26 protein-coding genes are annotated in these 25,932 nt (G+C 66.4%); 11 read left to right on the top strand and 15 right to left on the bottom strand.

Annotated features, from left to right (window positions below; genetic code table 11):
* Nucleotides 1-80: 80 nt before the first annotated feature.
* Nucleotides 81-3,596 (top strand): indolepyruvate ferredoxin oxidoreductase family protein, encoded by a 3,516-nt coding sequence (locus tag D3877_RS13695; protein ID WP_119831339.1) that lies wholly within the window; start codon nt 81-83, stop codon nt 3,594-3,596.
* A gap of 1,048 nt (nt 3,597-4,644) precedes the next feature.
* On the top strand, nt 4,645-5,364 hold the full coding sequence (locus D3877_RS13685) for a hypothetical protein (RefSeq protein ID WP_199720802.1): 720 nt from the start codon (nt 4,645-4,647) through the stop codon (nt 5,362-5,364).
* 239 nt (nt 5,365-5,603) lie between these two features.
* Here D3877_RS13685 and pqqE read toward each other — a convergent pair whose 3' ends face one another.
* The 15 genes from pqqE to D3877_RS13610 all read right to left on the bottom strand — a co-directional run bounded on the left by pqqE (nt 5,604) and on the right by D3877_RS13610 (nt 18,048).
* Nucleotides 5,604-6,719 carry a pyrroloquinoline quinone biosynthesis protein PqqE gene (gene pqqE, locus D3877_RS13680; protein WP_119831337.1) on the bottom strand — a complete coding sequence of 372 codons (1,116 nt, stop codon included), beginning with the start codon at nt 6,717-6,719 and terminating at the stop codon, nt 5,604-5,606.
* A complete protein-coding gene (gene pqqD, locus D3877_RS13675) occupies nt 6,716-7,006 on the bottom strand; it encodes a pyrroloquinoline quinone biosynthesis peptide chaperone PqqD (protein ID WP_238474880.1) in 291 nt (96 codons plus the stop codon). The genes pqqE and pqqD overlap by 4 nt, the downstream gene beginning before the upstream one ends.
* Entirely contained in the window at nt 7,003-7,779 is a 777-nt protein-coding gene (pqqC, locus tag D3877_RS13670; RefSeq protein ID WP_119831336.1) for a pyrroloquinoline-quinone synthase PqqC, read from the bottom strand. The genes pqqD and pqqC overlap by 4 nt, the downstream gene beginning before the upstream one ends.
* Nucleotides 7,776-8,723, bottom strand: a complete 948-nt coding sequence (gene pqqB / locus D3877_RS13665) for a pyrroloquinoline quinone biosynthesis protein PqqB (RefSeq protein WP_119831335.1) — start codon at nt 8,721-8,723, stop codon at nt 7,776-7,778. Before pqqB ends, pqqC begins: the two co-directional genes overlap by 4 nt.
* Nucleotides 8,724-8,830: 107 nt before the next feature.
* Nucleotides 8,831-8,926: a pyrroloquinoline quinone precursor peptide PqqA gene (pqqA, locus tag D3877_RS13660; protein ID WP_238474879.1), complete on the bottom strand. Its 96-nt coding sequence runs from the start codon at nt 8,924-8,926 to the stop codon at nt 8,831-8,833.
* Between the two features lie 94 nt (nt 8,927-9,020).
* Nucleotides 9,021-9,575, bottom strand: coding sequence for a rhodanese-like domain-containing protein (locus D3877_RS13655; RefSeq protein ID WP_119831333.1), 555 nt, complete (start codon nt 9,573-9,575; stop codon nt 9,021-9,023).
* A gap of 27 nt (nt 9,576-9,602) precedes the next feature.
* Nucleotides 9,603-10,328 carry an ATP-binding cassette domain-containing protein gene (locus D3877_RS13650; protein WP_119832438.1) on the bottom strand — a complete coding sequence of 242 codons (726 nt, stop codon included), beginning with the start codon at nt 10,326-10,328 and terminating at the stop codon, nt 9,603-9,605.
* Nucleotides 10,315-11,076 (bottom strand): ABC transporter permease, encoded by a 762-nt coding sequence (locus tag D3877_RS13645; RefSeq protein ID WP_119831332.1) that lies wholly within the window; start codon nt 11,074-11,076, stop codon nt 10,315-10,317. The genes D3877_RS13650 and D3877_RS13645 overlap by 14 nt, the downstream gene beginning before the upstream one ends.
* Nucleotides 11,073-12,092: an ABC transporter substrate-binding protein gene (locus tag D3877_RS13640; protein WP_119831331.1), complete on the bottom strand. Its 1,020-nt coding sequence runs from the start codon at nt 12,090-12,092 to the stop codon at nt 11,073-11,075. The genes D3877_RS13645 and D3877_RS13640 overlap by 4 nt, the downstream gene beginning before the upstream one ends.
* Nucleotides 12,093-12,122: 30 nt before the next feature.
* Entirely contained in the window at nt 12,123-12,605 is a 483-nt protein-coding gene (locus D3877_RS13635; protein WP_119831330.1) for a cache domain-containing protein, read from the bottom strand.
* Between the two features lie 47 nt (nt 12,606-12,652).
* Nucleotides 12,653-13,078, bottom strand: coding sequence for a cytochrome c-550 PedF (gene pedF, locus D3877_RS13630; protein WP_119831329.1), 426 nt, complete (start codon nt 13,076-13,078; stop codon nt 12,653-12,655).
* A gap of 221 nt (nt 13,079-13,299) precedes the next feature.
* On the bottom strand, nt 13,300-15,069 hold the full coding sequence (locus tag D3877_RS13625; protein ID WP_119831328.1) for a PQQ-dependent methanol/ethanol family dehydrogenase: 1,770 nt from the start codon (nt 15,067-15,069) through the stop codon (nt 13,300-13,302).
* 239 nt (nt 15,070-15,308) lie between these two features.
* Nucleotides 15,309-16,274, bottom strand: a complete 966-nt coding sequence (locus tag D3877_RS13620) for a quinoprotein relay system zinc metallohydrolase 1 (RefSeq protein ID WP_119831327.1) — start codon at nt 16,272-16,274, stop codon at nt 15,309-15,311.
* Nucleotides 16,271-17,137, bottom strand: a complete 867-nt coding sequence (locus D3877_RS13615) for a quinoprotein dehydrogenase-associated SoxYZ-like carrier (protein ID WP_119831326.1) — start codon at nt 17,135-17,137, stop codon at nt 16,271-16,273. The genes D3877_RS13620 and D3877_RS13615 overlap by 4 nt, the downstream gene beginning before the upstream one ends.
* Nucleotides 17,138-17,181: 44 nt before the next feature.
* Nucleotides 17,182-18,048: a substrate-binding periplasmic protein gene (locus D3877_RS13610; protein ID WP_119831325.1), complete on the bottom strand. Its 867-nt coding sequence runs from the start codon at nt 18,046-18,048 to the stop codon at nt 17,182-17,184.
* A 221-nt stretch (nt 18,049-18,269) separates the two neighbouring features.
* On the opposite strand from D3877_RS13610, the gene D3877_RS13605 reads away from it, so the two are divergent.
* From D3877_RS13605 to D3877_RS13565, 9 genes are all read left to right on the top strand, one after another.
* Nucleotides 18,270-19,475 (top strand): ABC transporter substrate-binding protein, encoded by a 1,206-nt coding sequence (locus D3877_RS13605; RefSeq protein ID WP_119831324.1) that lies wholly within the window; start codon nt 18,270-18,272, stop codon nt 19,473-19,475.
* Complete coding sequence (locus tag D3877_RS13600) at nt 19,472-20,473, top strand: YVTN family beta-propeller repeat protein (RefSeq protein WP_119831323.1); 1,002 nt, start codon at nt 19,472-19,474, stop codon at nt 20,471-20,473. Before D3877_RS13605 ends, D3877_RS13600 begins: the two co-directional genes overlap by 4 nt.
* Nucleotides 20,474-20,488: 15 nt before the next feature.
* Complete coding sequence (locus D3877_RS13595; protein WP_119831322.1) at nt 20,489-21,268, top strand: ABC transporter ATP-binding protein; 780 nt, start codon at nt 20,489-20,491, stop codon at nt 21,266-21,268.
* Nucleotides 21,265-22,065 carry an ABC transporter permease gene (locus tag D3877_RS13590; protein WP_119831321.1) on the top strand — a complete coding sequence of 267 codons (801 nt, stop codon included), beginning with the start codon at nt 21,265-21,267 and terminating at the stop codon, nt 22,063-22,065. The genes D3877_RS13595 and D3877_RS13590 overlap by 4 nt, the downstream gene beginning before the upstream one ends.
* A 360-nt stretch (nt 22,066-22,425) precedes the next feature.
* Nucleotides 22,426-22,761 (top strand): acyl carrier protein, encoded by a 336-nt coding sequence (locus D3877_RS13585; protein ID WP_119831320.1) that lies wholly within the window; start codon nt 22,426-22,428, stop codon nt 22,759-22,761.
* Nucleotides 22,762-22,798: 37 nt separating this feature from the next.
* A complete protein-coding gene (locus D3877_RS13580) occupies nt 22,799-24,127 on the top strand; it encodes a GH1 family beta-glucosidase (RefSeq protein ID WP_119831319.1) in 1,329 nt (442 codons plus the stop codon).
* Between the two features lie 75 nt (nt 24,128-24,202).
* Entirely contained in the window at nt 24,203-24,466 is a 264-nt protein-coding gene (locus D3877_RS13575; protein ID WP_119831318.1) for a hypothetical protein, read from the top strand.
* A 135-nt stretch (nt 24,467-24,601) separates the two neighbouring features.
* Complete coding sequence (locus D3877_RS13570; RefSeq protein WP_238474878.1) at nt 24,602-25,018, top strand: Rrf2 family transcriptional regulator; 417 nt, start codon at nt 24,602-24,604, stop codon at nt 25,016-25,018.
* A complete protein-coding gene (locus tag D3877_RS13565; protein WP_119831316.1) occupies nt 25,008-25,916 on the top strand; it encodes an NAD(P)/FAD-dependent oxidoreductase in 909 nt (302 codons plus the stop codon). The genes D3877_RS13570 and D3877_RS13565 overlap by 11 nt, the downstream gene beginning before the upstream one ends.
* Nucleotides 25,917-25,932 lie beyond the last annotated feature (16 nt).

The raw sequence follows: 25,932 nt of genomic DNA, 5'->3' as shown, positions 1-25,932 counted from the left end.
CCCGGACCCAACGCGCACAATCCTTCGCGCGGGTTCGGCGCACACTCGGTTCAACGCACCAAAGAACCGAGGGACGAGACATGGACGGCATGGCGGGCGGCGGCCTGTGGGACGAACCGGCGCGCATCGACCAGAGCTATCGCCTGGACGACCGTTACACCCGCGCGCAAGGGCAAGTGTTCCTGACCGGCACGCAGGCGCTGGTGCGCCTGCTGTTGCTTCAGCGCGACCGCGACCAGCGGGCCGGGCTGAACACCGCCGGATTCGTCAGCGGCTATCGCGGCTCGCCGCTTGGCGGGCTGGACATGGCGCTGTGGCAGGCGCGTCCGCATCTCGACCGCCGCGCCATCACCTTCGTTCCCGGCGTCAACGAGGATCTGGGGGCCACCGCCGTGATGGGCAGCCAGCGGGTGGAATCCTCCGGCGAGGCGACCGTCGATGGCGTGTTCGGCCTGTGGTACGGCAAGGGGCCGGGGGTGGACCGGGCGGGCGACGTGCTGAAGCACGCCAACGCCTATGGAACCTCCCCACGCGGCGGCGTGCTGGCCATCGCCGGGGACGATCACGGTTGCGTGTCGTCGAGCATGCCGCACCAAAGCGATCTGGCGATGGTCGCCTGGTCGATGCCGGTTCTCAACCCGTCAGGCGTGCGCGAGTATCTTGATTTCGGCCTCTATGGCTACGCCCTGTCGCGCTTTTCCGGCTGCTGGGTCGGCTTCAAGGCGATTTCCGAAAGCGTGGAGAGCGGGGCGACCGTCCAGCTTCCCCCGCTCGACGCCGCGTTCGCCCCGGTTGACTTCACCCCGCCGCCGGGCGGCCTGCATTGCCGCTGGCCCGACCTGCCCAGCCTGCGGATCGAGGAGCGTTTGGCCGCCAAGATCGCGGCGGTCAAGGCCTTCGCCCGCGTCAACCGCATCGACCGGACGGTGCTGGGCCGGGGCGGCTGGCTGCGCGTCGTCACCACCGGCAAGGCCCATCTCGACCTGATGGAAGCCCTGCGCCTGCTGGGGATCGGCGACGCGGAGGCGGCGGAGATCGGCCTGTCGGTTCACAAGATCGGCCTGTCCTGGCCGCTGGAGCCGGACGGCGCTCTGGCCTTCGCGCGCGGGGCCGAGGAAATTCTGGTGGTCGAGGAAAAGGCCCCGCTGGTCGAAGGGCAGCTCAAGGATCTGCTCTACCATCTGCCCGACGGCGAGCGCCCGCGCGCGCTGGTCGGCAAAACCGACGAGTTGGGCGCGCCGCTGCTGCCCGCCACCGGCGAGCTTCGCCCCTGGATCGTCGCCAAGGCGCTGGTCGAACGGCTGCGCCGCCGTTTCCCCGACCATCCCTTCGTCGGCCATGCGACCGACCGCTTGGCCTCCCTCCTGCCCGCCGAAACCATCGCCAAGCCGCCCGCCATCCGCACCCCCTATTTCTGCTCAGGCTGCCCGCACAACACATCGACCAAGGTGCCGGAGGGCAGCAAGGCGTTGGCCGGGATCGGCTGCCATTTCATGGCCTCCTGGATGGACCGCGACACCGTCGGCCTCGCCCAGATGGGGGGCGAGGGGGTAAGCTGGGTCGGGCAGGCGCCCTTCTCCACCCGCCCGCACATCTTTCAAAATCTGGGCGAAGGCACCTATTTCCATTCCGGCAGTCTGGCGATCCGGCAGGCGGTCGCCGCCAACATCAACATCACCTACAAAATCCTGTTCAACGACGCCGTCGCCATGACCGGCGGCCAGCCGGTGGACGGGCCGATTTCCGTGGACGCCATCACCCGGCAATTGAGCGCGGAGGGCGTGACCCGCATCGCCCTGGTCAGCGACGCGCCGGAACAATACGGCCCACGCTCCGGCCTCGCCCCCTTCACCACCATCCATCACCGCGACGATCTCGACGCCGTGCAGCGCGAATTGCGGGAGATTCCCGGCGTCACCGCGTTGATCTATGAACAGACCTGCGCGGCGGAAAAACGCCGCCGCCGCAAGCGCGGCACGCTGGAGGATCCCGCCCGCCGTCTGGTCATCAACGACCGGGTGTGCGAGGGCTGCGGCGATTGCGGGAAGAAATCGAACTGCCTGTCGGTGCTGCCCAAAGCCACCGAGTTCGGCGTCAAGCGCCAGATCGACCAATCCAGTTGCAACAAAGATTATTCCTGCGTCGAGGGCTTTTGCCCCAGCTTCGTTTCGGTGATGGGCGGGCGTCTGCGCAAGCCCGACCCGGCGGCGGTCGCCGCCCGCTTCGCCGACGCGCTGGCCGATCTGCCGCCCCCCTTGCCGACCCCCTTGCGGGTCGCCGCCGATGACCCGGCGGAGATCCTGATCGTCGGCGTCGGCGGCACCGGAATCGTCACCATCGGCGCGCTGCTCGCCATGGCCGCGCATCTGGAGGGCAAGGCGTCGTCGGTGTTGGATTTCATGGGCTTCGCGCAAAAGGGCGGCGCGGTGTGCAGCTTCCTGCGGGTGGCGCGCGATCCGGCGCGGCTGCATCAGGCCCGCATCGACCCGGCCCAGGCGCAACTGGTGCTGGCCTGCGACACCATGGTCGCCGCCGCGCCCGACGCGCTGCGCACGGTGCGGCTGGGGCGGACGCGGGTGATCGCCAACGCCTATGTCGCGCCGACGGGGGCCTTCACCCGCGACGGCGCCAAATTGCCCGACGCCGACGCCCTGCTGCGCGCCCTGCGCCGCGCCGCCGGGCCGGATCGGGTGGAGGTGGTGGACGCCAACCGCCGCGTCGCCGCGCTGTTCGGCGACAGCATCCTCGCCAACGTCTTCCTGCTCGGCTACGCCTTTCAAAAGGGTCTGCTGCCGGTTGGGCTGGAGGCGCTGACCCGCGCCATCGAACTGAACGGAACCGGCGTCGCCGCCAACCAGCGCGCCTTCGCCTTTGGCCGCCTCGCCGCCCACCAGCCCGCCGCCTTGGCCGATCTGGGCGCGGCGGAGGAGCCGCCCGCCGCCGATCTGGCCAGCCTGATCGAACGCCGCGCCGATTTCCTCACCGCCTATCAGGACCGCGCTTACGCCGCGCGTTACCGGGCGTTGGTCGAACAGGCCCGCCGGGCCGAGGCGCGCGTCGCCCCCGCCTCCACCGCGCTGGCCGACGCGGTGGCGCGCGCCGCCTTCAGCCTGATGAGCTACAAGGACGAATACGAGGTCGCCCGCCTGCACGGCGACCCCGATTTCCTCAAAAGCCTGCACGACCGTTTTGAAGGCGATTGGACCCCGGTCTTCCACCTCGCCCCGCCGCTGCTGTCCCGCGCCCGCAACGCGGTGGGCGAACCGCGCAAGATGGCGTTCGGGCGCTGGATCCTGCCGGTCTTCCGGGGGTTGGCCCGCTTGAAACGGCTGCGCGGCACTGTCTTCGACCCGTTCGGCCATACGGAAGAACGCAAGATGGAACGCGCCCTGATCGCCCGCTATGAGGCGGCGGTGGCCGACATCGCCGCCACCCTGACGGCGGATCGCCTGCCGCTCGCCGTGGAGCTTGCCGCCCTGCCGCTGGACATCCGAGGCTTCGGCCCGGTCAAACAGCGCGCCGTCGCGGCGGTGGAACCGCGCTGGCGAGAATTGACGGAACGGCTGCGCGCGGGCGGGGAAAGGACGGCGGCGTAAGCCAGAGTCTCAGCAACGGCCTGCCCTCCCCCGATGACGCGGAGGAAGGGGTACGGCACGAAAGTGATCCGATTGTTCGGAATTTAAGGATGGGAGTGGAACACTAGATCCCTGGCCAATGTGCTGAAAACTGCGGCCCCATGCCCCGAAAATGGCGCAGGCCACCGGCTGGGTGCCGACGGCCTCACTGCCGCGAAAGGTGGGCTTCCTGCTGAATGCATATCGTCGTTCTCTTGAACACCGCAATGCTGGCAAGGAAAGAAAAACAGGGCGGCACCGAAGCGCCGCCCATCTCGTTACCTGACTCTTGCCATTGCCTCCAACCTCGCGCCGACCTCCGCGTGAGTGAGTCCTTGTTCTAAAAGATCGCGTGCAATCTCTGGAGCATTCGGCAATAGCTTTCTGATCAGTCGTCCCTTCTTAAAGATTTGCGCTTCCTCTCGAAGTTCTCTTTGGGTATGGTGCTTCGCTGCCGAAGCAACGAATAAGATACCACTGGAACGAGATGGGCCATCATTGCGTCGAGATTTTTTCAACGACTTGTTCCTTCGCTACGACACACGCCATAAGCCCATGCGCTACGGCCGTGTCTTAGGTATAGCGAATCAAGCGGGCGCGGAGGACGCCACCTTGGATGCCGACCAACAGTCGTTCTCCCCCTTTCCCCGTAGAGAGGGCGACTTAAGGCTCTCCAGCCCCGAAGTCAGGGTTTGATGCGTACCCTCTACATGGATAGGGCAACGCGATGGATCAATCTATCCATCTGCTGTGGATACCCCTCAAGGGATATCAGGATCGGATGTTCAGGATACCTGCCTAACGATCAAGTGCAAATCCTTTTTGCAAATCGGCAAAAACGACCGCCATCTCGTCACTCCAAACCAACCAGCATATGATTTTCTCATGCTCGCTTTTCGCGAGAATGAGATATTGTGAATTCCTAAAGCCTCTGGAGCAAAGTTGCGCACAATTAAGACGGTATGACAATTTTTGAGAGGCTGATTTTGCGTCGAAAAGATAAAATCTTTGGAGGGACAAAGTGTCATCAATGTTTGAGAACGCAATAGCGTCCATTCGAATGGGAATAGAAGATTTCCGTCAACAGGATCATGATCGCGATATCTCTGCGGTTCGAAATTTATATGCGGGAACCCTCCTGCTCGCAAAAGAAGCACTGGTTCGGGCTGCACCTAAGGCAGATCCTGCTCTGGTTATCGGTGCCAAGATTAAGCCTGTCCCTGATGGGGCTGGCGGTATTGCGATGCGACAATCCGGCCATACGACAATTGACTTTCAAGAGATTGGTGAGCGAGCGCGCACCTTTGGAATACCGCTGGATCCTGGCGCGCTCAACGCGCTGAACAAAATCCGCAATGACATCGAGCATCATTACACCTCGGAATCTGTAACCGCGATACGCGCTGCGATCAGCAAGGGGTTTCCGGTTATCGACTCCCTTTTCCGGCATCTTGACGAAAATCCCGTGAAGCTTTTGGGCGAAGTGTGGAAGACCATGCTTAAGACTAAGGAGGATTACGATCAGGATCTTAGTGATCATGTGGCAACGATGAGAATGAACCGTATTCCTTCAACTGCCGATCTAGAGCAGATCGGTATCGAACCGGATGAATTTCTCGACGCGTTTCGTGCAAACGCCATTGATAGAATGACCGCAGCGGTAACGCTCGATGCCAGCGGGGTTGTAACCATCGACGGATGGCAGTTCCAGAATGACCCTTCGGTAGATTGGTACACCATAACTCCCTAACCATTACTGGACAACGCAGGTGCAATCGGCAGAACATTTTGACTACCGACTTGCAGTGCGCGGTCAACAACGTCCAAAATCAGCAAACACTATTCTCTATCTTATCTTGGTTGATCATCTCGCCAACAGACCCGTGACGATCAAGATCTCCGCGCATCCGGTGGATGTGCATGGCGTAGATTCGATACCCGAACCAATGTCGCGAAAGGGAGGGCCACACCCCGCCAAATCAGCCCCCCTCACCCGCCGCGATAGCGCCAGGGCGTGCCCAGGGCGGCGGCGTCGCGGTCGCGCAGGAGGGCCACGGCGGCGTGGGAGGGGGACAATTCGCACACCGGGTCGGCGGCTCCGGCGTCTCCCGCCAGCGCCAGCGCCTGACAGCGGCAGCCGCCCCAATCCTCTTCGCGATCATCGCAGGATTGGCAGGGTTGCGGCATCCAGGCGGTTCCCCGGTAATGGGCGAAGGCCGGGCCGTCGCGCCAGATGTCGGACAGGCTGCGGTCGAACACCGTCTCAAAGCTCAGGCCGGGGATGGTTTCCGCCGCGTGGCAGGGCAGAACCCGACCGCGCGGGGTGACGTTCATGAAACGCCGCCCCCAGCCGCCCATGCAGGATTTCGGGCGGCGGGCGTAATAATCGGGAACCACGTAATCGACGACCAGCCGCCCGGCCAATTCCGGCAGCCGGGCGCGCACGGCGGCGTCCATGGTCAAAAGCTGCTCGCGCGAGGGCATCAGCGCCGCGCGGTTTTCCAAGGCCCAGCCGTAATATTGGACGTTGGCGATCTCGATCCGCCCGGCGCGCAGTTCCAGCGCCCGGTCGATGAAGGCGTTGACCCGCTCGATGTTGTGACGGTGCAGAACCGCGTTGATAGTCAGGGCCAAACCGCTGTCCACCACCCGCCGCGCCGTTTCCAGCTTGCGGGCGTGGCCGCCGCGATAGCCGCCGATCCAGTCGGCCCCCTCCGCCTCGCTGTCCTGCACGCTGATCTGGACATGCTGCAACCCGGCGGCCTTCAGCCGCGCCAGCCGATCCGCGTCGAGCAGCACGGCGGACGTGATGAGGTTGCTGTACAGCCCGGCCTCAGTCGCGTGGGCGACCAGCTCCTCCAGATCCTTGCGGACGCAGGGTTCGCCGCCGGAAAAATGCACCTGCAAGGCCCCGGCGTCGGCGGCCTCGTCCAACACGCGTTTCCAGGTGGCGGTGTCCAGCTCCGCGCTCGCCGGTTCCAGCGTGACGGGGTTGGAGCAATAGGCGCAGCGCAGCGGGCAACGGTGCGTCAGTTCGGCCAGAACGGCAAACGGCGGCGCGGGTTCGGCGGCGGCGGTCGCCAGGGACGGCAGGGCGCAGGTCATGCGGCGACATACCCCTTGTTGCGCAGATCGTTGAGCAGGTCGAGCACGTCGGCGGCGATCTCGCCACGCGGGGCGTCATACTCCGCCGCCAGACGGTCGATGGCGCCGCCCACTTCATCCTCAGCCCCAGTGCAGGCGCGCAGCACGGCCAGCGCCATGTCGTCCAGCACCAAAAGCCGTTCCGGGGCCATCAGCATCCATTGGCCGCGCCGACGGTCATGCCGCAGCATCACCCCCGCCGCCAGCCGGACGCGCGCCGCCTCGTCGATGAGGGCGGCGGCGCTCACCGCCGGTACTCGGTCGGCGTCATGTCGTCGGGAACGAAGGCGCCGGGCGGGATCAGGTTCGGCGTGACGTAGGCGTGGTGCAGCGCGTCCAACTGCGCCCACAACAGTTCGGTCTTGAAGCGCAGGGCGCGCAGGCATTGTTGCTGCTGTTCGGCGGTGCGGGCGTTGGTCAGCACGTAATTCAGGCCGAACTCGACGTCGCGCGGCGCTTCGTCCAGCCGCTTGCGGAAATAAGACAGGGTGCTGTCGTTGGCGAAGGCGTAATTCTGCTCAAACCCGGCGATGCGCTCGCGGTGGATGGCCGGGGCGAACAGCTCGGTCAGGGAGGAGGCCACCGCCTCCAACAGCGAATGGTCGCGGACGAAATTGACGTAGGCGTCCACGGCGTAGCGGGTGGCCGGAAGCAGCCCGTCCAGCGAGCGCACGTAATCGCGGTCCAGCCCCAGCCCGTCGGTCAGCCGCAACCAACGTTCGATGCCGCCGACCTTGGTTTCGTCCAAGGCCCCGGTTTGGGTCAGCCCGTCATGGTCCAGCACCCGCTGCATCCAGGCCCGGCGCAAAGCCGGATCGTCCATCCGCGCCATGATCGTCAGATCCTTGCGCGGGATCGACACCTGATAATAGAAGCGATTCAGCGCCCAGGCCTGGATCTGCCCCTTTTTCAAACCGCCGCCGTGCAGCAATTGATGAAAGGGGTGCAGGTCGTGGTATTGCCGCGCGCCGATGGCGTGCAGGGCGTCGCGGAAGGCGTCAACCGACAGAAAATCGCTCATAACGTCAGCTCCAGCCCATCATGGGCGATGCGCCAGCCCGCCGCTTCCGCCTCCCGCCGTTCGGGCGAGTCCTCCAGCAGCGCGGGGTTGGTGTTGTTGATGTGGATGTAGATTTTCCGGGCGATGTTCAGGGGCGCGAAGGCGGCCAGACTGCCGTCCGGCCCCGACATCGCCATATGGCCCATGCGGGCCGCCGTCTTCACGCCGGTGCCGCTGCGGATCATCTCGTCGTCGGTCCAGGTCGTGCCGTCGAACAGCACCAGCGGCGCGCCGTAAAGCCGGTCGGCCAGCCAGCCCGGCAGCGCGGCGCAGCCGGGAATGTAGAAAAACCCGTCGCTCGCCCCGTCCGTCGGGCGGACGCGCAGAGCCACCGTGTCTTCGGCCACCGACCCGAAGGAGGGACCGGCGGCCTCATCCTCCAGATACAGCGCCACCTTGCCAGGAACGGCGAAGGCCTCGATCTCCAGCCCCAGCGGAACGCCGTCGGCGTCGGCGGGCTGGAAGGGCGCGCCGAGGTTCATGACCCGGCGCGGGACCAGGGCCGGGTTCAACACGTTGAACACCGAATTGGCCGCCAGAACGCTCTGAACCCGCGCCGTGGCGTAAACCGCGAAGGGGTGGGATTCCCGCAGGGTCAGCAGCCCGGCGACATGGTCGATGTCGGCGTTGGTCAACACCGCCGCCGCGATCGGGTTGCCCCGCATGACGCTGGCCCCAGGCGAGGCGGGCGGGTGCAGCGCGGGCGAGGCCAGAAGTTGCGCGCCCAAATCAGGCGAGGCGTTCAGCAATACCCAGCGCCGCCCGTCGGCGCTGACCGCCAGCGAGGATTGCGTGCGCGGCTTGGCCGCCGGGTCGCCGGATCGGGCGCGGCGGCAGCCGACGCAACCGCAATTCCACTGCGGAAACCCACCGCCCGCCGCCGAGCCAAGCACGAGAATTTTCATGGGAGCGGCCTTTGAAACCGGCGTGTTGGGGGGCTTGAAGAGGGGTGGACGCCGCGTCCGGTTCCAACCGGAAAGCCGGTCACAGCGTCCGTATCATCCGGCTGTGGTTACAGCGCGGCGCAGGCGTAGGCGTTGATTTCCGTGCCGACGGCGATCTCGGTGGTCTTCGGTTTGCGCCAGGACTTCATAGCGGTTTCTCCCACGATCTGACTGTTGCCGACCAGGATGATTGGTCGGTCGTCATACTAGTGGGCGGGGGCCTGATCCCGCCATGATACCATGGTGCAATAGGGGGCTTTAGGGGCCGGGAAGCGGCGTCGCCTCCTCGCTCGGCAGACCGGCTTCCAGCCAGCCGTCGATTCCGGCGGGGAACCAGTAAACCCGCGTGTGGCCCAGGGACAGCGCGCGTTTGGCCGCGTTCCAGGACAGCCAGCAATCCGACAGGCAATAGAACAGCAGCCCGCGCGCGCGGTCGCCGCCGCTCAAACGGTCGAGATGCCGTTGGAACCACGCCAAAGTGGCCGGATCGGGCGCGCCCAGCCCGACGTTGGGCAACCAGACGCTGCCCGGTATCTGGCGGTAGGGCTTTGACAGCAGCCAAGGCGCGCCGGGCAAGGTCGGGCTGCGGTCCAGCCGTTGGACGAACAGCGGCAGCGCCTCCCCCCGCGCCAGCAGGCCGCGCACGCCGTCGGCGTCGAGCGTCACCGCGCCCGTCAGCCCGGCGGGGGTTGGCGCGCGGTAATCGGACAGGCGATAGCCCGTCAACTCCTCCACCGGCGCGGCGCGGGCGGGCAGAACCGCCGCCAGCGCCAGAACCACGCACGCGACCCGGATCAACCATCCAGCAACCATCACCCGTCCCTCCCCCTGAGAGTCACGTCACGCCAACAGACGAAAAACAGGGTCGGCGCGCGCCAGCAGATCGGCGCGCAGCGCCTCGACCATGGCGTCGTCGCGGGCGGCGCGCGGCGTGGCGATGGGGATCTCCGCCACCACCCGGCCCGGCGACGGGGCCAGAATCAGCAAACGGTCGGCCAGCGCCAGCGCCTCGCGCAGATTGTGCGTGACCAGCAGCGCCGTTCTGGGCCGCCCGTCCAGCACCCGCGCCAGCAACGCCCGCAGCCGCTGGGCCGTCACCTCGTCCAGCGACACCAGCGGCTCGTCCAACAGCAGAAGATCGGGATCGACGACCAAGGCCCGCGCCAACGCCGCCCGCCGCGCCATGCCCAGCGACAAATGCCCCGGAAAGCGGTCGGCCAACGCCGACAGATCCAGCAGCGCCAGGGTGGCGTCGATCCGGGGATCGCGGCGCAGGGCGCGCGGCAGGGCCAGCGCCAGATTTTGCCGCACCGTGCGCCAAGGCAACAGGCGCGGCTCCTGAAACACCATGCCGATGCGGGGCGGACGCCCGTCGGGACCGGGCGCGACGCTCAGCGTTCCGTCGAAATCACGGTCCAGCCCGGCGACGACGCCAAGCGCCGTGGTCTTGCCGCAGCCGGACGGGCCGACCAGGGCCACCACCTCCCCCCGCGCGGCGGTGAGCGCGAACCCGCGCAGCGCCTCCACCGCGCCGAAGCGTTTGGAGCGGATCTCAAGCCTCAGCATGCGACCGCCGCCAGCGCGAACAGCGCCGCTCTATGGGCTGCAAGACGCCATACTCCAGAAGCAGGATGACGGCGACGAAGGCGACGCTGTAGGCGAGGATTCCGGCGACGTCGAAGGTCTGGAACAGCAAATTGATCTGGAACCCCACCCCGTCGCCGCGCCCCAACAGCTCGACCACCAGCACGATCTTCCAGATCAGCGCCAACCCCGACCGGGCGGCGGCGGCGATGGTCGGGGCCAGATGGGGCAGCAGCACATGACGCAGCCGGTCCAGGCGCGACATGCGGTAGACGCGCGCCATCTCGATCAGCCCCTCGTCGATGGTTCGCGCGCCCGCGCGGACCAGAACGATGGTGTTGGGGATCTTGTTGACCGCAACCGCGCCCACCGCCGCCGCTTCGGTCAAGCCGAACCAGACATAGGCCAGAACGATCACCACCAGCGCCGGAAGATTGAGGAAAAACACCAGCCACGGCCCGAACAGCCGGTCGCACAGCGGCGAACGCCCCATCGGCACGCCCAGCGCCACCCCAACCGACAGGGCCAGAACAAAGGCGGCGAGAACCCGCAGCAGCGTGACGCCCAGATGATGGGCGAGCGCGCCGCTCTCCGCCTCGCGCGCCAAGGCCAAGGCCACCGCCCCCGGCGTGGGCAACACGCGCCCGCCGCCCCAAAGCGCGGCAATCTCCCACAGCCCCAGCAGCAGGGCGAGCGACAGCAGGGGGAACAGGGCGCGCGGAACCCTCATGGAGCGAGGTTGGGGGCGGGACCGGGCCAGAAAACCCCCTCGGCGATGACCGGCGAATCGCCGACCAGATCGCGCCCGCCCAAACCGGCCAACAGCGTGTACAGCCGCGCCGCCGCCGCTTGCTCCTCCGCGCCCCAACGGCGGGGAATCCCCTCGCGGTAGCGGTCGCGCAGACGCAGGCGCACGGTTTCGTTTTCCGCCTGCATCAGCGGAGTCAGCCGGTCCCAGGCGGAGTCAGAGTCGGCCAACAGGCTTTTGGCCCGCGCCGTCGCCCGTTGGAATCCGGCGAGCGCCGCTGGGTTCTTCACCGCCCATTCTTCGCGGAAGACGTAGCCCAGCGCGGGAACCTCCGCCGACAGGCCCAGCGCCGCCAACAGATCGGCCACGCTCGCCACCACCCGCATGCCTTCGGCCTCCAGCCGCGCGGCGAAGGGCCAGAAGGTCAACACGGCGTCGAACTCGCCGTCGGCCAGCTTGCGGTTCAGCAAGGGCGGGGCGGCGAAAAAGGCCTGCGCCTCACGCTCCAGCGCCAGACCGTGCCGGTCGCGCGCCACCGCCTTCAACAGCAGCCAACTTTTGTCCAGCGGGCTGCCCGCCACGCCGACACGCTTGCCCTTCAAATCGCCCACCGTTCGGATCGGCGACCCGTTGGGAACCACCAGCGCGCCGACCGCCGTCGAATAGGGGATGAAGGACAGGGCGGTTCCCGCCGCCCGCATCCGCGACGCCCACAGCCAATCCGACACGATGACGTCCACCGCCTCGGCCTGAAGCGCCACCTGCGTCGCCGGATTGCCCGCCAGCTCGACCAGTTGCAGGGTGATCCCGGCCTCGTCGTCGAAATGGTTGGCGCGGACGGTGTCGAGTTCCCACGTCACCGTACCGAACTTCAACACGCCCACCCGCACCACGGGCCGATCCGCCGCGCCCGCCGGGCCGACGCAGAGCGACAGGACGGCGAACAACAACAACGCCGCCACGCCCACCAGCCAACGCGCCCGCGCGAGGATCCTCATGCCGTCATCACCCGATCCGACCGGACTCAATCAATCATCGTAGGTTCCAGCCCCGACGATGTAACCGCCGTCGCGGGTGACGTAGGAATGCTTGTGCTCGACCTTGTTGGTCTGGCGGTTCAGCCAGACGTAATCGATCACCGCGTTCGGCTTGTCCTTGGTCTCGGCGATCATCGCCTGGACGATGGGCTTGCCCTCGGCGTCCTTCAGGTTGGCGGCGTCGGTCCCGGCCAGACGCGGGTTGCCGCCCGACGCGACGTAGCGCCCGGCCCCGTCGAAGACGAAGACATACAGCTCGCCCCGGCGGAAAGCGCCCTTGGCGTCCTGGAAGGCCTTGGTCGCCTCCTCCGGCCCCTTGGCCTTCAGATAGGCGACGGCCTCGGCCACCAGCGCCTTGGCCTGTTCGGGCGTGGCGTGGGCGGAATGGTCGGTGGCGCTGGCCGCCGACGCGCCCATCAGAAGGGCGAGCGACAGCGCGGCGGGGGCGAGGCGGGAAACGGCTTTGCGAAGCATGACGAACCCTTTCAAAAACAGACGGTCGGATCGGTCGGCGCGCGGCGTCAGTCGGCGCGCACGGTGTCGAGCCAGGAGCGGATCGACCACAGCGCTTCCTGCCCCAGCGCGTCGCCGAATTGCGGCATGTAGGTCACACCGTTGCGGATCGAGCCGTTGATGACCCGTTCCTTGAACCATTCGTCCCCGGCGTCGTCCTTTTCCAGATAGCGCAGGTCCGGCGCGATGCCGCCCGACACCGCGCCCAGCCCGTGGCAGCGCGCGCAATTCTGGTTGAAGGCCGACGCGCCGATTTCGATGGCGCGCGGGTTCCCCCGAAAGGGGTTGCTGTCCTTCCATGTGGCCCCGAGCTTATCAAGCCCGGTGGTGTCCACCGCCTGCGGCGTGACGTCGCCATGGGCGAAAACTGTGGTCGAGGCGCTCGCGCCAATCAAGAAGGCGGCAACGGCGATCTGGCAAAGCCGGGTGTTCATCGGTCTGGCGTTCCTTGTCGTGCGTGGTCGCTTTTCAGCGGTCAGGATCATGTCCAGAATTTACCAGCGCCACGGTCTTTTCTTAATTGGACTATGGTATGATTTTTCATTTATCGGCTAATTCTTGTTCTTTTCATGCGCTGCGGCGGGCCGAACGAATTCGGCCCGCCGCGATGCTCACAAAAGGCTCTTTACAACCAGGCCGAGATCAAGCCTTGGGATCAAGCCTTGGGCAGCTTGAAGACCCAGAGCGAGCCGCCCTGGTTGATGTCCTTCACCAGCTTGGCGACGTCGCCGCCCCACAGCGGCACCGCGCCGCCCCAACCGGACACGACGGCGACATACTGCTCGCCATCCATCGTCCAGGTGACGGGGCTGCCGACCACGCCCGAGCCGGTCTGGAACTTCCAGACTTCCTTGCCGGTCTTGGCCTCGAACGCCTTCAGGAAGCCTTCCGGCGTGCCGGTGAAGACCAGGTTTCCGGCGGTGGTCAGGACGCCGCCCCACAGCGGGGCCGGGTTCTTGTATTCCCAGACGATCTTGCCGGTCTTCGGATCAATGGCGCGCAGGGCGCCGATGTAATCGTCATAGAGGGGCTTGATGGTGAAACCGGCGCCGAGATAGGCCGCGCCCTTCTTGTAGGTGATCGCCTCGTTCCAGATGTCCATGCCCCACTCGTTGGCCGGGACATAGAACAGATCGGTCTGCGGGTTGTAGGCCATCGGCATCCAGTTCTTCGCGCCCAGGAAGGCGGGAGCCGCGAAGACCGATTTGCCCTTGGCGCCGTGCGCCTCGCCCTCGGCGGGGGCGCCCGGACGATTGTCGTCGTTGTAGACCGGGCGGCCGGTTTTCAGATCAATTTCCTTGGCCCAGGTGATCTTGCTGACAAAGGGCGAGGCGTTGATGAGCTTTCCGGTGGTCCGGTCGATGACGTAGAAGAAGCCGTTGCGGTCGGCCTTGCCGCCCGCCTTGATGATCTTGCCGTCCTTCTTCAGATCGAAGGAGACAAACTCGTTCACGCCGTCAAAGTCCCAACCATCGTGCGGCGTGGTCTGGTAGTGCCACTTGATCTCGCCATTGTCGGGATTGATGGCCAGAGTCGAGGCCGTGTAAAGGTTGTCGCCGGGGCGCAGGTGTGAGTTCCACGGGGCCGGGTTGCCGGTGCCGAAGAACAGCGACTTGGTTTCTGGATCGTAGGTGCCGCCCAACCACGTCGCGCCGCCGCCGGTCTTGTAGAGGTCGCCCGGCCAGCTCGCGTTCAGCGTGCCGGTGACGGTCGAATCCTTGCCCTTCAGCGTCCCCATGTTGCCTTCGACGGTCGGGCGCTGCCAGATCAGTTCGCCGGTTTCAGCGTCGCGCGCCTCGACCATGCCGACCACGCCGAACTCGCCGCCGGAATTGCCGGTGATGATCTTGCCGTCGACGATCATCGGGGCGGCGGTGTTGGACGCGCCCTCTTTGTACTCAGCCAGCTTCTTGTTCCAGATCACCTTGCCGGTTTCGCGGTTCAACGCGACCAGACGGGCGTCGAGCGTGGCGAAGTAAATCTTGTCGCCCAGGATGGCGGCGCCGCGATTGACCACGTCGCAGCAGGGCATGATGCCGTCGGGCAGACGATGGTCGTATTGCCACTTCTTGTGGCCGGTGCGCGCGTCCACCGCGTAGAGGCGGGAGTAGGAGCCGGTGACGTAGATCGTGCCGTCATAGATGATCGGCTGGGCTTCCTGCCCGCGTTGCTTCTCGCCGCCGAAGGAGAAGGACCAGACCGGGACCAGCTTCTTGACCGTGTCGGGATTCAGATCGGTCAGCGGGCTGAAACGCTGGGCCTGCGGCCCCATGCCGTAGGTCAGCACCGAATCGGTGGTCGTGGCGCTTTTCAGCAAATCCTCGCTGGTCGGGCCGCCAGCGGACGCGGCGGTCATCCCGGCGGCGGTCATCGCGACGGCCAGGGCGAATGTGGATACCAGGCGCTTCGATACCAGACGCTTCATGGTGTGGTTGCCTCCCAAGACTGGTGGTGCCCAAGACGGGTGGTGCTTTAGGCCGGTTGCGCGGGCGCCGTCCGGGCATGGCGCGACCGTGTCCGCCGACGTGCGGGTCGGCGGGGCGGGTCGGGCGGAACGGCGGGTGAAGGGCGGCGGTTCTTTGGAAAACCGCTTCGTGTCACACGATCGGCAGTGTAGGCGGACGGTTGGCGGGGTAAATTGTCGGATAGTAGCAGCCGCGAACGTCAATGGACGCGGGGCAGGCTTTCGCGTTCGATCTTCGGCCAGAGATGGGCGACGGATCGGCGGTATTCGGCGCGCAGCACGTCCAGTCCGGCGAAGCGGTCGGGGATCGGCAGTTCCAGCGCGTCGGTCATGTCCAGCCCGGCCTCGACCGCCGCCCGCAGCGTGCCGTCCAGCCAGATCAGCCAGTCACGGGTTTGCCCGACGCAGGCCTTGTCCGGGCGGATGTGGCCATGGTTGGGCACGACCAGACGGACGTCGTCGAGCGCGTCGAGCGCGTCCAACTCCTTCAGCCAGGCGGCGACGTCGGCGTGCGGAGTCGTCGGCGTGCGGTCGCAGAACACCACGCCGCCGGTGAACAGGATGCCGGTGGTCTCGTCCAACAGCGCCAGATCGGCGGCGGTGTGGCCGTTCAGCGGGATCAAGCGCAGCCGATGATCGCCAAACACGACGGTGGAACCGAACACCGGCTCGGTCGGAATCACCACCTCGGTGCCGCGCATCCAATCGCCGACCAGCCGGTACATGTTGTCGGCGATGCCGTGCCCTTCCTCCTGGATGCCCGCGATGGTTCCGGGCAGGGCGGCGATGGGAACATCGGCGAAGGCCTGCGCGCCCAGGAAATAATCGGGGTGCAGGTTGCTGATGAAGACCTTGCGGATCGGCTTGTCGGTGACGCGGCGGATGGCGGCCCGCATCTCCTCGCCATAGCGGCGCGACGGGCCGGTCTGAATGACGATCACCCCGTCGCTGGTGACGATGAACCCGGCGTTCAGGATATTGCCGCCGTTGGCGCGGGTGAAATGCTCGGTCGAGCCGACGAACACATAGGTGTCGGGACCGACCCGCGTCGGCGTCAGATCATAGCTGAGCGGCCCGGCGGCGACGGCGACCGTGGACAGGGCGACTGTGGACACAGCGGCAAGGCTGGCGGCCAGCGCCAAACGGCGCAGAAGGGGGCGGATCATTGGCCGACGCTCCGGCTCAGGTCGGGCGCGGGGATGAGGGCTGGCAGCGGCACGGTCGCCGAAATCTCCCCGCCCTGGTTGTCGCGCCCGCGCAGGATCAAGGCGGTGGTTCCCGGCGGCGGGCGCAGGTCGAGCAGGAAGACCGGATCCTCGGACACCGGCTCCAAACTGTCGATGCGGGCCAGCTCCGGGCCGCTGACGCCGCCGTCCAGGCGGGCGCGGACGCTCAGGCTTTCAACGAAATAAGCGGGAATGCCGGGAACCAAGCCGGTGTCATTCGGGTGACGGATGCGCAACCGCAGCCGCGCGGCTTTGCCCTCATCCGTTCGCCAAACCCGCGCCTGAACCTCGCCGACATGGTCGGCCCAATCCTTGGTGGCGTAGGACAGCGGCGGCGCGCTGCACCCGCCGCCCGCCGCGTCCACCATCACGCCGGACACATGCCACACGCCATCGGCGGTGCGCGCCGCGCCATGCACGGCGGTCGCCTGCTGAATCTTGATGCGGGTGGCGATGTAGGGCGCGGCCCCCATGGGGTGATAGCGCAGAACCAGCGGAAAGGGGTTGAGATCGGCGATGGCCGCCACCTCCACCACCTGATCGAGCGCGGTGGCGTCCACCGCGATGGGAACCGCGCGGGTGTCCTCGGCGTCCAGCGGCGCGCGCACCTTCACCCGGTCGTCGAATTGAACCGGCGCGCCCGCGAAATACTGGTCGCGCAGCGCCTCCCACATCACCGACCCCAGCGGATCGGGGGGATTGGCCGGATCGGGCGGCGCGGCAAGCGCGGCGCCCGCCGACAGAGCCAGACCGACCACCGCCCCGCGCGCCGCAATCGCGCCGTTCGTCCACAATCCGGTCATCGGCCATTCCTCCCCTTCTGTCGTTGTTTTTTCCGCCGCGTCCGTCAGTCCACCAGCGGCGGCGGGGTGTGGGTGGCGCCGTAGCGGCGGAAGATCGCCGCCATCGTCCCATCCTCGATCATCGCGGTGATGGCGTCGCCGACGGCGTAGGCGAGGTCGCGGGCGTTTTCCTTGGTCGCCAAGCCGATGTTCCAGCGCGACGCCATCATGCCGGGCAGGATGACGCTCGTGACCGGGAATTCCGCCGCGCGGGGACCAAGCGCCGCCTCGATCTGGCTTTGCGGGGCCAGCACCGCCGACGCTTCCCCCGACAGAAGTTTCTCCATGGCCGCTTCCGGCGTGCGGCAATGGATCAGCCGGTTGCGCAGCCGCCCGCCTTGCAGGCCCAATAGGAAGAAATCAGGGACGCTGTCCCTTTCCACGGCGATCGGCTCATCGGGCAGAGTCGCCAGCATCGCCGACGGGACGCGCGCCGGGTTGCGGGCCAGCGCGAAGCCTTCCTGATGATAGGGGGCGAACAGCACGGCCTCCGGGTTGCGCAGGCCGTATTCCTTGTCATAGGGGGCGTGCATCATAATGTCGGCGATCTCGCCGCCGAACAGGCTGCCGCGCCACACCGCGACGCGCAAATCGTCCGACACGGTTTCCCCGGCCATCTGATCGGCGCAATCCAACCGCACGCCAAGTTTCTTGGCGATAAGATCGGCGACATCGACGTCGATTCCGGTCAACACCCCGTCCTTGCGGAAGGAAAAGGGCGGAAAATCGCGGTAAACCGCCACCCGCAGCCGCCCGCGCGCCGCCACGTCGTCCAACGGACGGGCCAGCGACGGACGCCCCGCCAGCGCCAGCGGGGCCGCCGCCGCGACGGCGAGACCGGACAGAAGACGGCGGCGGGTCAAAACGGGCATGCGCGGGAATCCCATGGGCGTCAAGCCGGAGCGGCGTGGTCTGGACGCCGACCATACGCCTTCGTTTGCACAGCGAATAATTGGACTTTCGTACAAGACGGCGCGACGCCCAATCCAACGCCCGTCCATCCTCCCATAGTCTCATTTCGACCGGGGGCTTTGCCCGATAGGGTGGTGGGCCAATTGTTCGCTCCACCCATTCTTTCCACGCCACGGACGCCATGACCGCTCCCCCGCCCGCCCGCCGGCTTTGCGCCGCTCTGACGCTGTCGTTGAGCCTGCTGCTGGGGACGGCGTCGGGCGCGGCGGCGGCGGATCTCATCCGCATCGGCTATCTGTCGCAAACGCCCGAACCGCCGCCGTCGGTCGCCAACCCCGACGAGCCGCCCGCCGATGACGGGTTGGCCGGGGCGCGGCTGGCGCTGGCCGACAACGCCACCACCGGCAAATTCCTGAACCAGAGCTTCGAGCTGGACGCAGTGGACGTGCCGCCCGACGGCGACGCGGCGGCGGCCCTGCGCGAGCTGGTCGGACGCGGCGCGCGTTTCATCGTGGTGGACGCGCCGGGATCGACCGTAACCGCCTTGTCCGCTCTGCCCGAAGCCGCGCGCCTGCTGCTGCTGAACGCCAACGCGCCCGACGATTCCCTGCGCGCGGAATCCTGCGCCCCGCATCTGCTGAATGTCGGGCCAAGCCGCGCCATGCTGGCCGACGCGCTGGGGCAATATCTGGTGAAAAAGCGCTGGACCCGCTGGTTTCTGGTGACGGGCCGCCGCCCGGAAGACGCGCTGTACGCCGCCGCGATCCGCCGCGCCGCCAAACGCTTTGGCGCGCAGATCGTCGCCGAAAAGACCTGGACCGCCGACAGCGACGTCAACCGCACCGCCGAGGCGGAAATCCCCGTCTTCACTCAGGTGAAAGCCTATGACGTGCTGGTGGTCGCCGACGAGTTGGACGAGTTCGGCGATTATCTGGCCTACCGCACGACCGACCCGCGCCCGGTCGCCGGAACGCAAGGGCTGGTTCCCACCGTCTGGCACCGCACGCACGAGCAATGGGGCGCGGCGCAACTGCAATCGCGCTTCAAGACGGCGGCCAAGCGCCCGATGACCGCGCGCGACCACAATTCCTGGACCGCCGTCCGCGTGGTGGGGGAAGCGGCGGCGCAGGCCCGTTCCGCCGACCCGGATCGGCTGATCGCCACCATCAACGGCCCCGCCTTCACCCTGTCCGCCTTTCGCGGAACGCCCTTCAGCCTGCGGGCCTGGGACGGGCAGTTGCGCCAGCCGGTGCTGCTGGCCGCCGACCGCTCGCTCGTGTCGGTGTCGCCGCAGGACGGCTTTCTGCACCCCCGAACCGAACTCGACACGCTGGGGTTCGACCAACCGGAAACGCTCTGCAAGACACGAGGATCGAAAACGCCATGACCACCCGCGCCACCACCCGCGCCATCCGCCGCCACGCGCTCCCTTCCCTGCTGGCCAGCCTGTTTTGCGCGGCGCTGGCGCAGGGGGCCAGCGCCCAGACGATCTACGTGTCGAACGAGAAGGACAACAGCCTGTCGGTGATCGACGCCAAGACCAACACGGTGACGGACACCATCAAGGTCGGCAAACGCCCGCGCGGCATCACCCTGTCCAAAGACGGCACGCAGCTTTTCATCTGCGCCAGCGACGACCACGCCGTCCAGGTGCTCGACCTCGCCAGCAAGAAGCTGCTGCACAACCTGCCCTCGGGCGAGGATCCTGAACAATTCGCCCTGTCGCCGGATGGGACCAATCTGTTCATCGCCAACGAGGACAGCAACGTCGTCACCGTGGTGGACGTGCCGAACCGCAAGGTCGCCTTCCAGGTCGATGTCGGGGTGGAGCCGGAGGGGATGGACGCCAGCCCGAACGGCAAATGGGCGGTCAGCACCTCGGAAACCACCAGCATGGTCCATTGGATCGACCTGGAAAAGCGCGCCGTGGTGGACAACACGCTGGTCGGCGCCCGCCCGCGCTACGCCCAGTTCAACAAGGACAGCTCGCTTTTGTGGGTGTCGTCGGAAATCGGCGGCACGGTCAGCGTCATCGACGTGAGCACCCGCAAGGTGCAGAAAACCATCGACTTCAAGATCAAGGGCGTGGCCAAGGACAAGATCCAGCCGGTCGGCGTCAAGCTGACCGACGATGGCCGTTACGCCTTCGTCGCGCTTGGCCCGGCCAACCACGTCGCCGTGGTGGACGCCAAGACTTATGAGGTGAAAGACTATCTGCTGGTGGGCCGCCGCGTCTGGCAAATGGCGCTGACGGCGGATCAAAAGACGCTCTACACCACCAACGGCGTCAGCGGCGACGTGTCGGTGATCGACGTCAACAGCCTGACCGTGACCAAATCCGTCAAGGTGGGCCGCTTCCCCTGGGGCGTGGCCGTCAAGGGGTAAGGGGGACAACCGGGCATGACCCAAGCGGCGCTGGAGATCGAGGGTCTGCGTCACGCCTACCGCCCCGGCGTTCCGGCGTTGGACGGCGTGAGCCTGCGGGCGGCGGGCGGTGCCGTCACAGTCTTGCTTGGCCCCAACGGCGCGGGGAAAAGCACGCTGTTCGCGCTCGCCACCGGGCTGTTGCGGCCAACCGCCGGGACGGTCCGCGTCCATGGCCATGACCTGACCCGCGAGCCGGGCAAGGCCCTGGCCCGGATGGGGGTGGTGTTTCAGCAACCCACCCTCGATCTTGACCTGACGGTGACGCAGAATCTGCGGTACTTCGCGGCGCTCCACGGCATTCCACGCGCCGAGGCCGACCGGCGGATCGACGGGGAGTTGGAGCGGCTGGCTCTGTCCGACCGGCGCGGCGAGAAGATCCGCGCGCTGAACGGCGGCCACCGCCGCCGGGTGGAGATCGCCCGCGCCCTGCTCCACCGCCCGGCGCTGCTGCTGCTGGACGAACCGACGGTTGGGTTGGACATTCCGGCCCGGCGCGGCCTGATCGCGCATGTCCACGCGCTGTGCGCGCAAGACGGCATCGCCGTGCTGTGGGCCACCCATTTGATCGACGAGATCGACCCGGCGACCGATTCCGTCGTCGTGCTGCACCGGGGAACCGTGCGGGCGAGCGGCACGGTGGCGGCGGTCAACGCGCAGACCGGCGGGGCCAGCATCGCCGACAGCTTCGACCGGCTGACCGCCCGTCCCGCCATCCCCAACGCCGCCCCCAACGCCGATGGAGCCGCCGCATGACCGGCTGGGGAATCGCCCTTTACGGCATCGTCGCGCGCGAAATGCTGCGTTTTCTGCACCAGCGCGAACGCTTCTTCGGCGCGCTGGTCCGCCCGCTGGTCTGGCTGTTCGTCTTCGCCGCCGGGTTTCGCGCCGCGCTGGGCATCGCCATCATCCCGCCCTATGAAACCTACATCCCCTACGAGGTTTACATCGTGCCGGGGTTGATCGGCATGATCCAACTGTTCAACGGCATGCAAGGCTCGCTGTCGATGGTCTATGACCGCGAGATGGGCAGCATGCGCGTGCTGCTGACCAGCCCGCTGCCGCGCGGTTTTCTGCTGGTGGCCCGCCTGCTGGGCGGCGTGGTGGTGTCGGTGGTTCAGGTGGCCGCCTTTCTGCTGATCGTTCGGCTTTACGGCATCGCCCTGCCGCTGTGGGCGCCGCTGACGGTGATTCCGGCGCTGCTGCTGAACGGCCTGATGCTGGGGGCGCTGGGGATGGTGCTGGCCTCCACCATCCGCCAGTTGGAAAATTTCGCGGGCGTGATGAATTTCGTCGTCTTCCCGCTGTTCTTCCTGTCCTCCGCCCTCTACCCGCTTTACCGGATGGAGGAGGCGGGGGAGTTGCTGTGGTGGCTGTGCCGACTCAACCCCTTCACCCACGGCGTCGAGCTGGTCCGATTCGCCCTTTACGGCCAGATCGAAGCCGAAGCGCTGGCCGTGGTCGCCGGATCCACCCTGCTGTTCGCCGCCCTGGCGATTCGCGGCTATTCCCCGGCGCGCGGCATGGGCGCGCGCGGCCCGTCGGCGGGTTGACGCGGCAAAAGCCGACGCTTTGACGGCGAAAAAGGTGGAACACGCCCCAACATTCCTATCAAGGTGACTCCAACCCGCCCGTTGGGGTGGCAAAAGTCCACCAATTTTTTGCCCTTGCGCGCAGGGGATTGCTGATGATCCTGAGTTCTTCTTGCGATGCGGTCGTGTATAGTCCTCGCCGTTCGGCCTAAGCAGGTTACTCCAGATCGGGCCACACATGGCCCGGCCTGAAGTAACCTGCGGACTCTATGGTTTTGCAGGTTTTCCGAGCCCGCCCATGTGTGGGCGGAGTTCGGAAAACCTGCTTGACCCCGTTCTCTCAAACGCCCTTCCCCTCCGGGAACCGCAACGAGTGTCGTGATGAGCAAATCGATCGAGGGCATCTCCAACTGGATGCACATGTTCCGTTGGATCGTGAAACTCATTCGCGACGATTACGGCATTGATGAAGCGTTGCTGACTCGGAACGCGACGCTGGAAACCGACATCGGCCTGACCATCGACAAGGTGGAGGAGCTGTTGGACATCATCGCCGAGAGCTTTGGCATCCGCTTCCCCGAAGGCACGCTGGACGAGTTGGTGAAGCTGGAAGAGCTGTGCCTGCTCGCCAGTTGGATGAAGGGCTATTACAAGCGCCCGGAATTCATTTCCGACGGGTTCGAGGCCCGCTGCCGCGCCATCAACACCATCGCCTGACCGCCCCCTTATCCAAAGCCCCCAGCCGGGAGGACGCATGACGACGAACCCCTATCCGCCCGGTTTCGTCTGGGGCGTCTCCACGTCGGCTTATCAGATCGAGGGCGCCGCCGCCGAAGGCGGGCGCGGCCCCAGCGTGTGGGACATCCGCTGCCGCACCCAGGGCGGCGTGGTCGGCGGCGACACCGGCGACGTCGCTTGCGACCATTACCACCGCTGGGAGGAGGACGTCGCCCTGATGAAGGGGCTGGGGGTGGACGCCTACCGCTTTTCGGTGGCGTGGCCGCGCGTGCTGCCGCGCGGGCGTGGGGCCGTGAACGAGACGGGCTTGGATTTCTACGACCGGCTGATCGACCGCCTGCTGGACTCCGGGATCGAGCCGTGGCTGTGCCTGTATCATTGGGATCTGCCGCAGGCCCTGCATGATCTGGGCGGCTGGTCGAGCCGCGATTGCGCGGGCTGGTACGCCGATTACGCCGCGCTCTGCGCCAAGCGCTACGGCGACCGGGTGAAGCGCTGGATCACCTTCAACGAATTTTCCGTCTTCACCCTGTTCGGCTACGCGATCCCATGGGCCGCCCCCGGCATCGTCGACCGCGCCCAGCATCTGCGCGCCATCCACCACGTCAACCTCGCCCATGGCGACGGGGTGGCGGTGTTGCGCGCGCTGGTTCCCGACGCCTCCATCGGGGCGATCCACAACCGGCAGATCGTCATCCCGGAAACCGACACGGCGGACAATCGCGCGGCGGCGGCCCTGTTGGACGAGCATTGGAATCTGGTGTTCTGCGATCCGCAGATCCTCGGCCATTACCCGCCGCAGACCGCCGAACACATCGAACCCTACGTCCAGGCGGGCGACATGGCGCGCATCGCCCAACCGACCGACTGGTTCGGCCTGAACCATTACGGCCCGATCTTCGCCAAGGCCGACCCGTCGCGGGTCTGGGGCTATGGCTGGGGCGACGCGCCGCCGGATTCGCCGACCCACGGCGTGGGCTGGGCGATTTTCCCCGACGCCTTCCGCGACGAGCTGCTGACCATCCAGCGCCGCTACCGGCTGCCCATCGTGGTGACGGAAAATGGTTGCGGCGGCAGCGACGTGGTGGAGGCCGACGGCGCGGTGAACGACCCGCACCGCATCAATTACCTGACCATCTACAACGCGGCGATGCGCGACGCGATGGCGCAAGGCGCCGACGTGCGCGGCTATTTCCTGTGGTCGCTGCTGGATAATTTCGAATGGGGCAGCGGCTACGGCCAACGCTTCGGCTTGATCCACGTCGATTTCGCCACGCTGAAACGCACGCCCAAAGCGTCGTCACGCTGGTACGCCGAGTTGATCGCGCGGGCACATCACCCCTGACCATTGTCTCCAGCCTCCTTGTTCTGAAAGTCAAACTCAGTCGATGCGTCGGTTTGAGTTTATGAAAATCTGTCTTTGGTGTTGGGTTTCAAACTGTTCTGTCTGCGTCCGGATTGGGCGCTTGGCCGGAAGGGCCGCTCGAAGGACGACCGCCCGCCAATCATCGTCACTGACGCAGCCCAGCACGATGACGGCCAATTGCTGGGCCTGCTCAATCTGGACGCCAAAGCGGTCGATGTTTGCGGTCAGTCCCGCTGTTTCAATCAAGCGCTGCCCGAATATGCGCTCAAATCAAAGAAAATTTTCCTTCTTCGAGATGCTCCGTCGCGACAATCCTAACGTCCGACCGCCGAGAAGGCCGTCATTTTCGCGACACAAGCCTGCTGAAGGGTTGACTCCTTCCGATCTCGCAACATATGAAAGTGCATGAAACGCGATAGCAGACTGTCAGGCGTGCTTCACGTCCTGCTCCACATGGCCGAAGCGGACGGGCCGGTCACATCGGAAACCATGGCCAAGGCAATGCAGACCAACCCGGTGGTGGTCCGCCGGGTCATGGCGGGCCTGCGTGATGCTGGCTTCGTCCACTCGGAAAAGGGTCATGGCGGCGGCTGGACCATCGCCCGTGATCTTGCCGACATCACATTGCGCGACGTGTATTCGGCACTTGGCGCGCCAGAGCCGTTTGCCATGGGCAACCGTGCGGACGCACCAGGCTGTCTGGTCGAGCAGGCGGTCAACGCCGCGCTGGACAGCGCCTTTCAAGACGCGGCCGCGCTGCTGCTCCACCGCTTCGGCGCGGTGACGCTGGCGGCGCTGAGCGCCGATTTCCACGCGCGCATGGTGGCAAGCGGCAAATCCATCGATCTGGAGACTGTTCATGCAGCATGACGCGATCGTCATTGGCGGCAGCTTTGCCGGGCTGTCCGCCGCAATTCATATCGCACGCGCGCGCCGCTCCGTCTGCGTCATTGATGTCGGTAGTCCACGCAACCGCTTCGCCGATGCTTCTCACGGCTTCTTCGGCCAGGACGGCAACGAGCCGCGCGCCATGATCGCCCGGGCGCTAGCGCAGCTTCAACGCTATCCCACCGTAAGGGCTGTGGCCGACGAAGCGATCAACGCGTCCGCCATCGCGGGTGGATTTGAAGTAAAGCTGGTCGGCGGCGATACGCTAACGGCGGCCAAGCTGGTGCTCGCCTTCGGCATATCCGACGTGCTGCCGAAGCTGCCCGGTTTGGCGGAACGCTGGGGCAAAAGCGTGCTGCACTGCCCATATTGCCACGGCTTCGAATATGCCGATGGCCGTCTGGGCGTCCTTCAGACGACGCCGATGTCGGCACATCAGGCGCTGCTCATCGCCGACTGGGGGCCAACGACCTTGTATCTCAACGGCGGCGCCATGCCAGACACCGAGGCGCAGGCGAAGCTGGCCCGTCGTGGCGTGGTGATCGAGCCGACGCCGATTCTGTCGCTTCGCGGAGAAGACACAGCCCTGTCCTCGATGACGCTTGCGGACGGGCGGGAGGCGCTGATCGACGCGCTCTATCTCGCACCGCGCTCCCGCCTCAACAGTTCAATCGCCGAACAGCTCGGCTGCGCGCTCGATGATGGCCCGTTCGGCGCGGTGATCCGCACAGACGCGGCAAAGCTGACCACCGTGCCGGGCGTCTATGCCGCAGGCGACGCCGCACGCGCGCCGCACAACGCCAGCTGGGCGGCTGCCGATGGCGTCACGGCGGGTGTCTCGCTCCACCAGTCTCTGGTGTTCGAGCCGCTCGCGGCCTGATGGAAAAGGATGGAAG

The organism is Azospirillum cavernae, from assembly GCF_003590795.1.
In the GTDB taxonomy this organism is placed as follows: Bacteria; Pseudomonadota; Alphaproteobacteria; order Azospirillales; family Azospirillaceae; genus Azospirillum; species Azospirillum cavernae.
This window is presented reverse-complemented; position numbering and strand designations above follow the sequence as displayed.

What these genes read in the sequence shown, in the direction of transcription:
- D3877_RS13695 (WP_119831339.1), top strand. Translation starts at nt 81, where the DNA reads ATGGACGGCATGGCGGGCGGCGGCCTGTGGGACGAACCGGCGCGCATC.
- D3877_RS13685 (WP_199720802.1), top strand. Translation starts at nt 4,645, where the DNA reads ATGTTTGAGAACGCAATAGCGTCCATTCGAATGGGAATAGAAGATTTC.
- pqqE (WP_119831337.1), bottom strand. Translation starts at nt 6,719, where the DNA reads ATGACCTGCGCCCTGCCGTCCCTGGCGACCGCCGCCGCCGAACCCGCG.
- pqqC (WP_119831336.1), bottom strand. Translation starts at nt 7,779, where the DNA reads ATGAGCGATTTTCTGTCGGTTGACGCCTTCCGCGACGCCCTGCACGCC.
- pqqB (WP_119831335.1), bottom strand. Translation starts at nt 8,723, where the DNA reads ATGAAAATTCTCGTGCTTGGCTCGGCGGCGGGCGGTGGGTTTCCGCAG.
- D3877_RS13655 (WP_119831333.1), bottom strand. Translation starts at nt 9,575, where the DNA reads ATGGTTGCTGGATGGTTGATCCGGGTCGCGTGCGTGGTTCTGGCGCTG.
- D3877_RS13650 (WP_119832438.1), bottom strand. Translation starts at nt 10,328, where the DNA reads ATGCTGAGGCTTGAGATCCGCTCCAAACGCTTCGGCGCGGTGGAGGCG.
- D3877_RS13645 (WP_119831332.1), bottom strand. Translation starts at nt 11,076, where the DNA reads ATGAGGGTTCCGCGCGCCCTGTTCCCCCTGCTGTCGCTCGCCCTGCTG.
- D3877_RS13640 (WP_119831331.1), bottom strand. Translation starts at nt 12,092, where the DNA reads ATGAGGATCCTCGCGCGGGCGCGTTGGCTGGTGGGCGTGGCGGCGTTG.
- D3877_RS13635 (WP_119831330.1), bottom strand. Translation starts at nt 12,605, where the DNA reads ATGCTTCGCAAAGCCGTTTCCCGCCTCGCCCCCGCCGCGCTGTCGCTC.
- pedF (WP_119831329.1), bottom strand. Translation starts at nt 13,078, where the DNA reads ATGAACACCCGGCTTTGCCAGATCGCCGTTGCCGCCTTCTTGATTGGC.
- D3877_RS13625 (WP_119831328.1), bottom strand. Translation starts at nt 15,069, where the DNA reads ATGAAGCGTCTGGTATCGAAGCGCCTGGTATCCACATTCGCCCTGGCC.
- D3877_RS13620 (WP_119831327.1), bottom strand. Translation starts at nt 16,274, where the DNA reads ATGATCCGCCCCCTTCTGCGCCGTTTGGCGCTGGCCGCCAGCCTTGCC.
- D3877_RS13615 (WP_119831326.1), bottom strand. Translation starts at nt 17,137, where the DNA reads ATGACCGGATTGTGGACGAACGGCGCGATTGCGGCGCGCGGGGCGGTG.
- D3877_RS13610 (WP_119831325.1), bottom strand. Translation starts at nt 18,048, where the DNA reads ATGCCCGTTTTGACCCGCCGCCGTCTTCTGTCCGGTCTCGCCGTCGCG.
- D3877_RS13605 (WP_119831324.1), top strand. Translation starts at nt 18,270, where the DNA reads ATGACCGCTCCCCCGCCCGCCCGCCGGCTTTGCGCCGCTCTGACGCTG.
- D3877_RS13600 (WP_119831323.1), top strand. Translation starts at nt 19,472, where the DNA reads ATGACCACCCGCGCCACCACCCGCGCCATCCGCCGCCACGCGCTCCCT.
- D3877_RS13595 (WP_119831322.1), top strand. Translation starts at nt 20,489, where the DNA reads ATGACCCAAGCGGCGCTGGAGATCGAGGGTCTGCGTCACGCCTACCGC.
- D3877_RS13590 (WP_119831321.1), top strand. Translation starts at nt 21,265, where the DNA reads ATGACCGGCTGGGGAATCGCCCTTTACGGCATCGTCGCGCGCGAAATG.
- D3877_RS13585 (WP_119831320.1), top strand. Translation starts at nt 22,426, where the DNA reads ATGAGCAAATCGATCGAGGGCATCTCCAACTGGATGCACATGTTCCGT.
- D3877_RS13580 (WP_119831319.1), top strand. Translation starts at nt 22,799, where the DNA reads ATGACGACGAACCCCTATCCGCCCGGTTTCGTCTGGGGCGTCTCCACG.
- D3877_RS13570 (WP_238474878.1), top strand. Translation starts at nt 24,602, where the DNA reads ATGGCCGAAGCGGACGGGCCGGTCACATCGGAAACCATGGCCAAGGCA.
- D3877_RS13565 (WP_119831316.1), top strand. Translation starts at nt 25,008, where the DNA reads ATGCAGCATGACGCGATCGTCATTGGCGGCAGCTTTGCCGGGCTGTCC.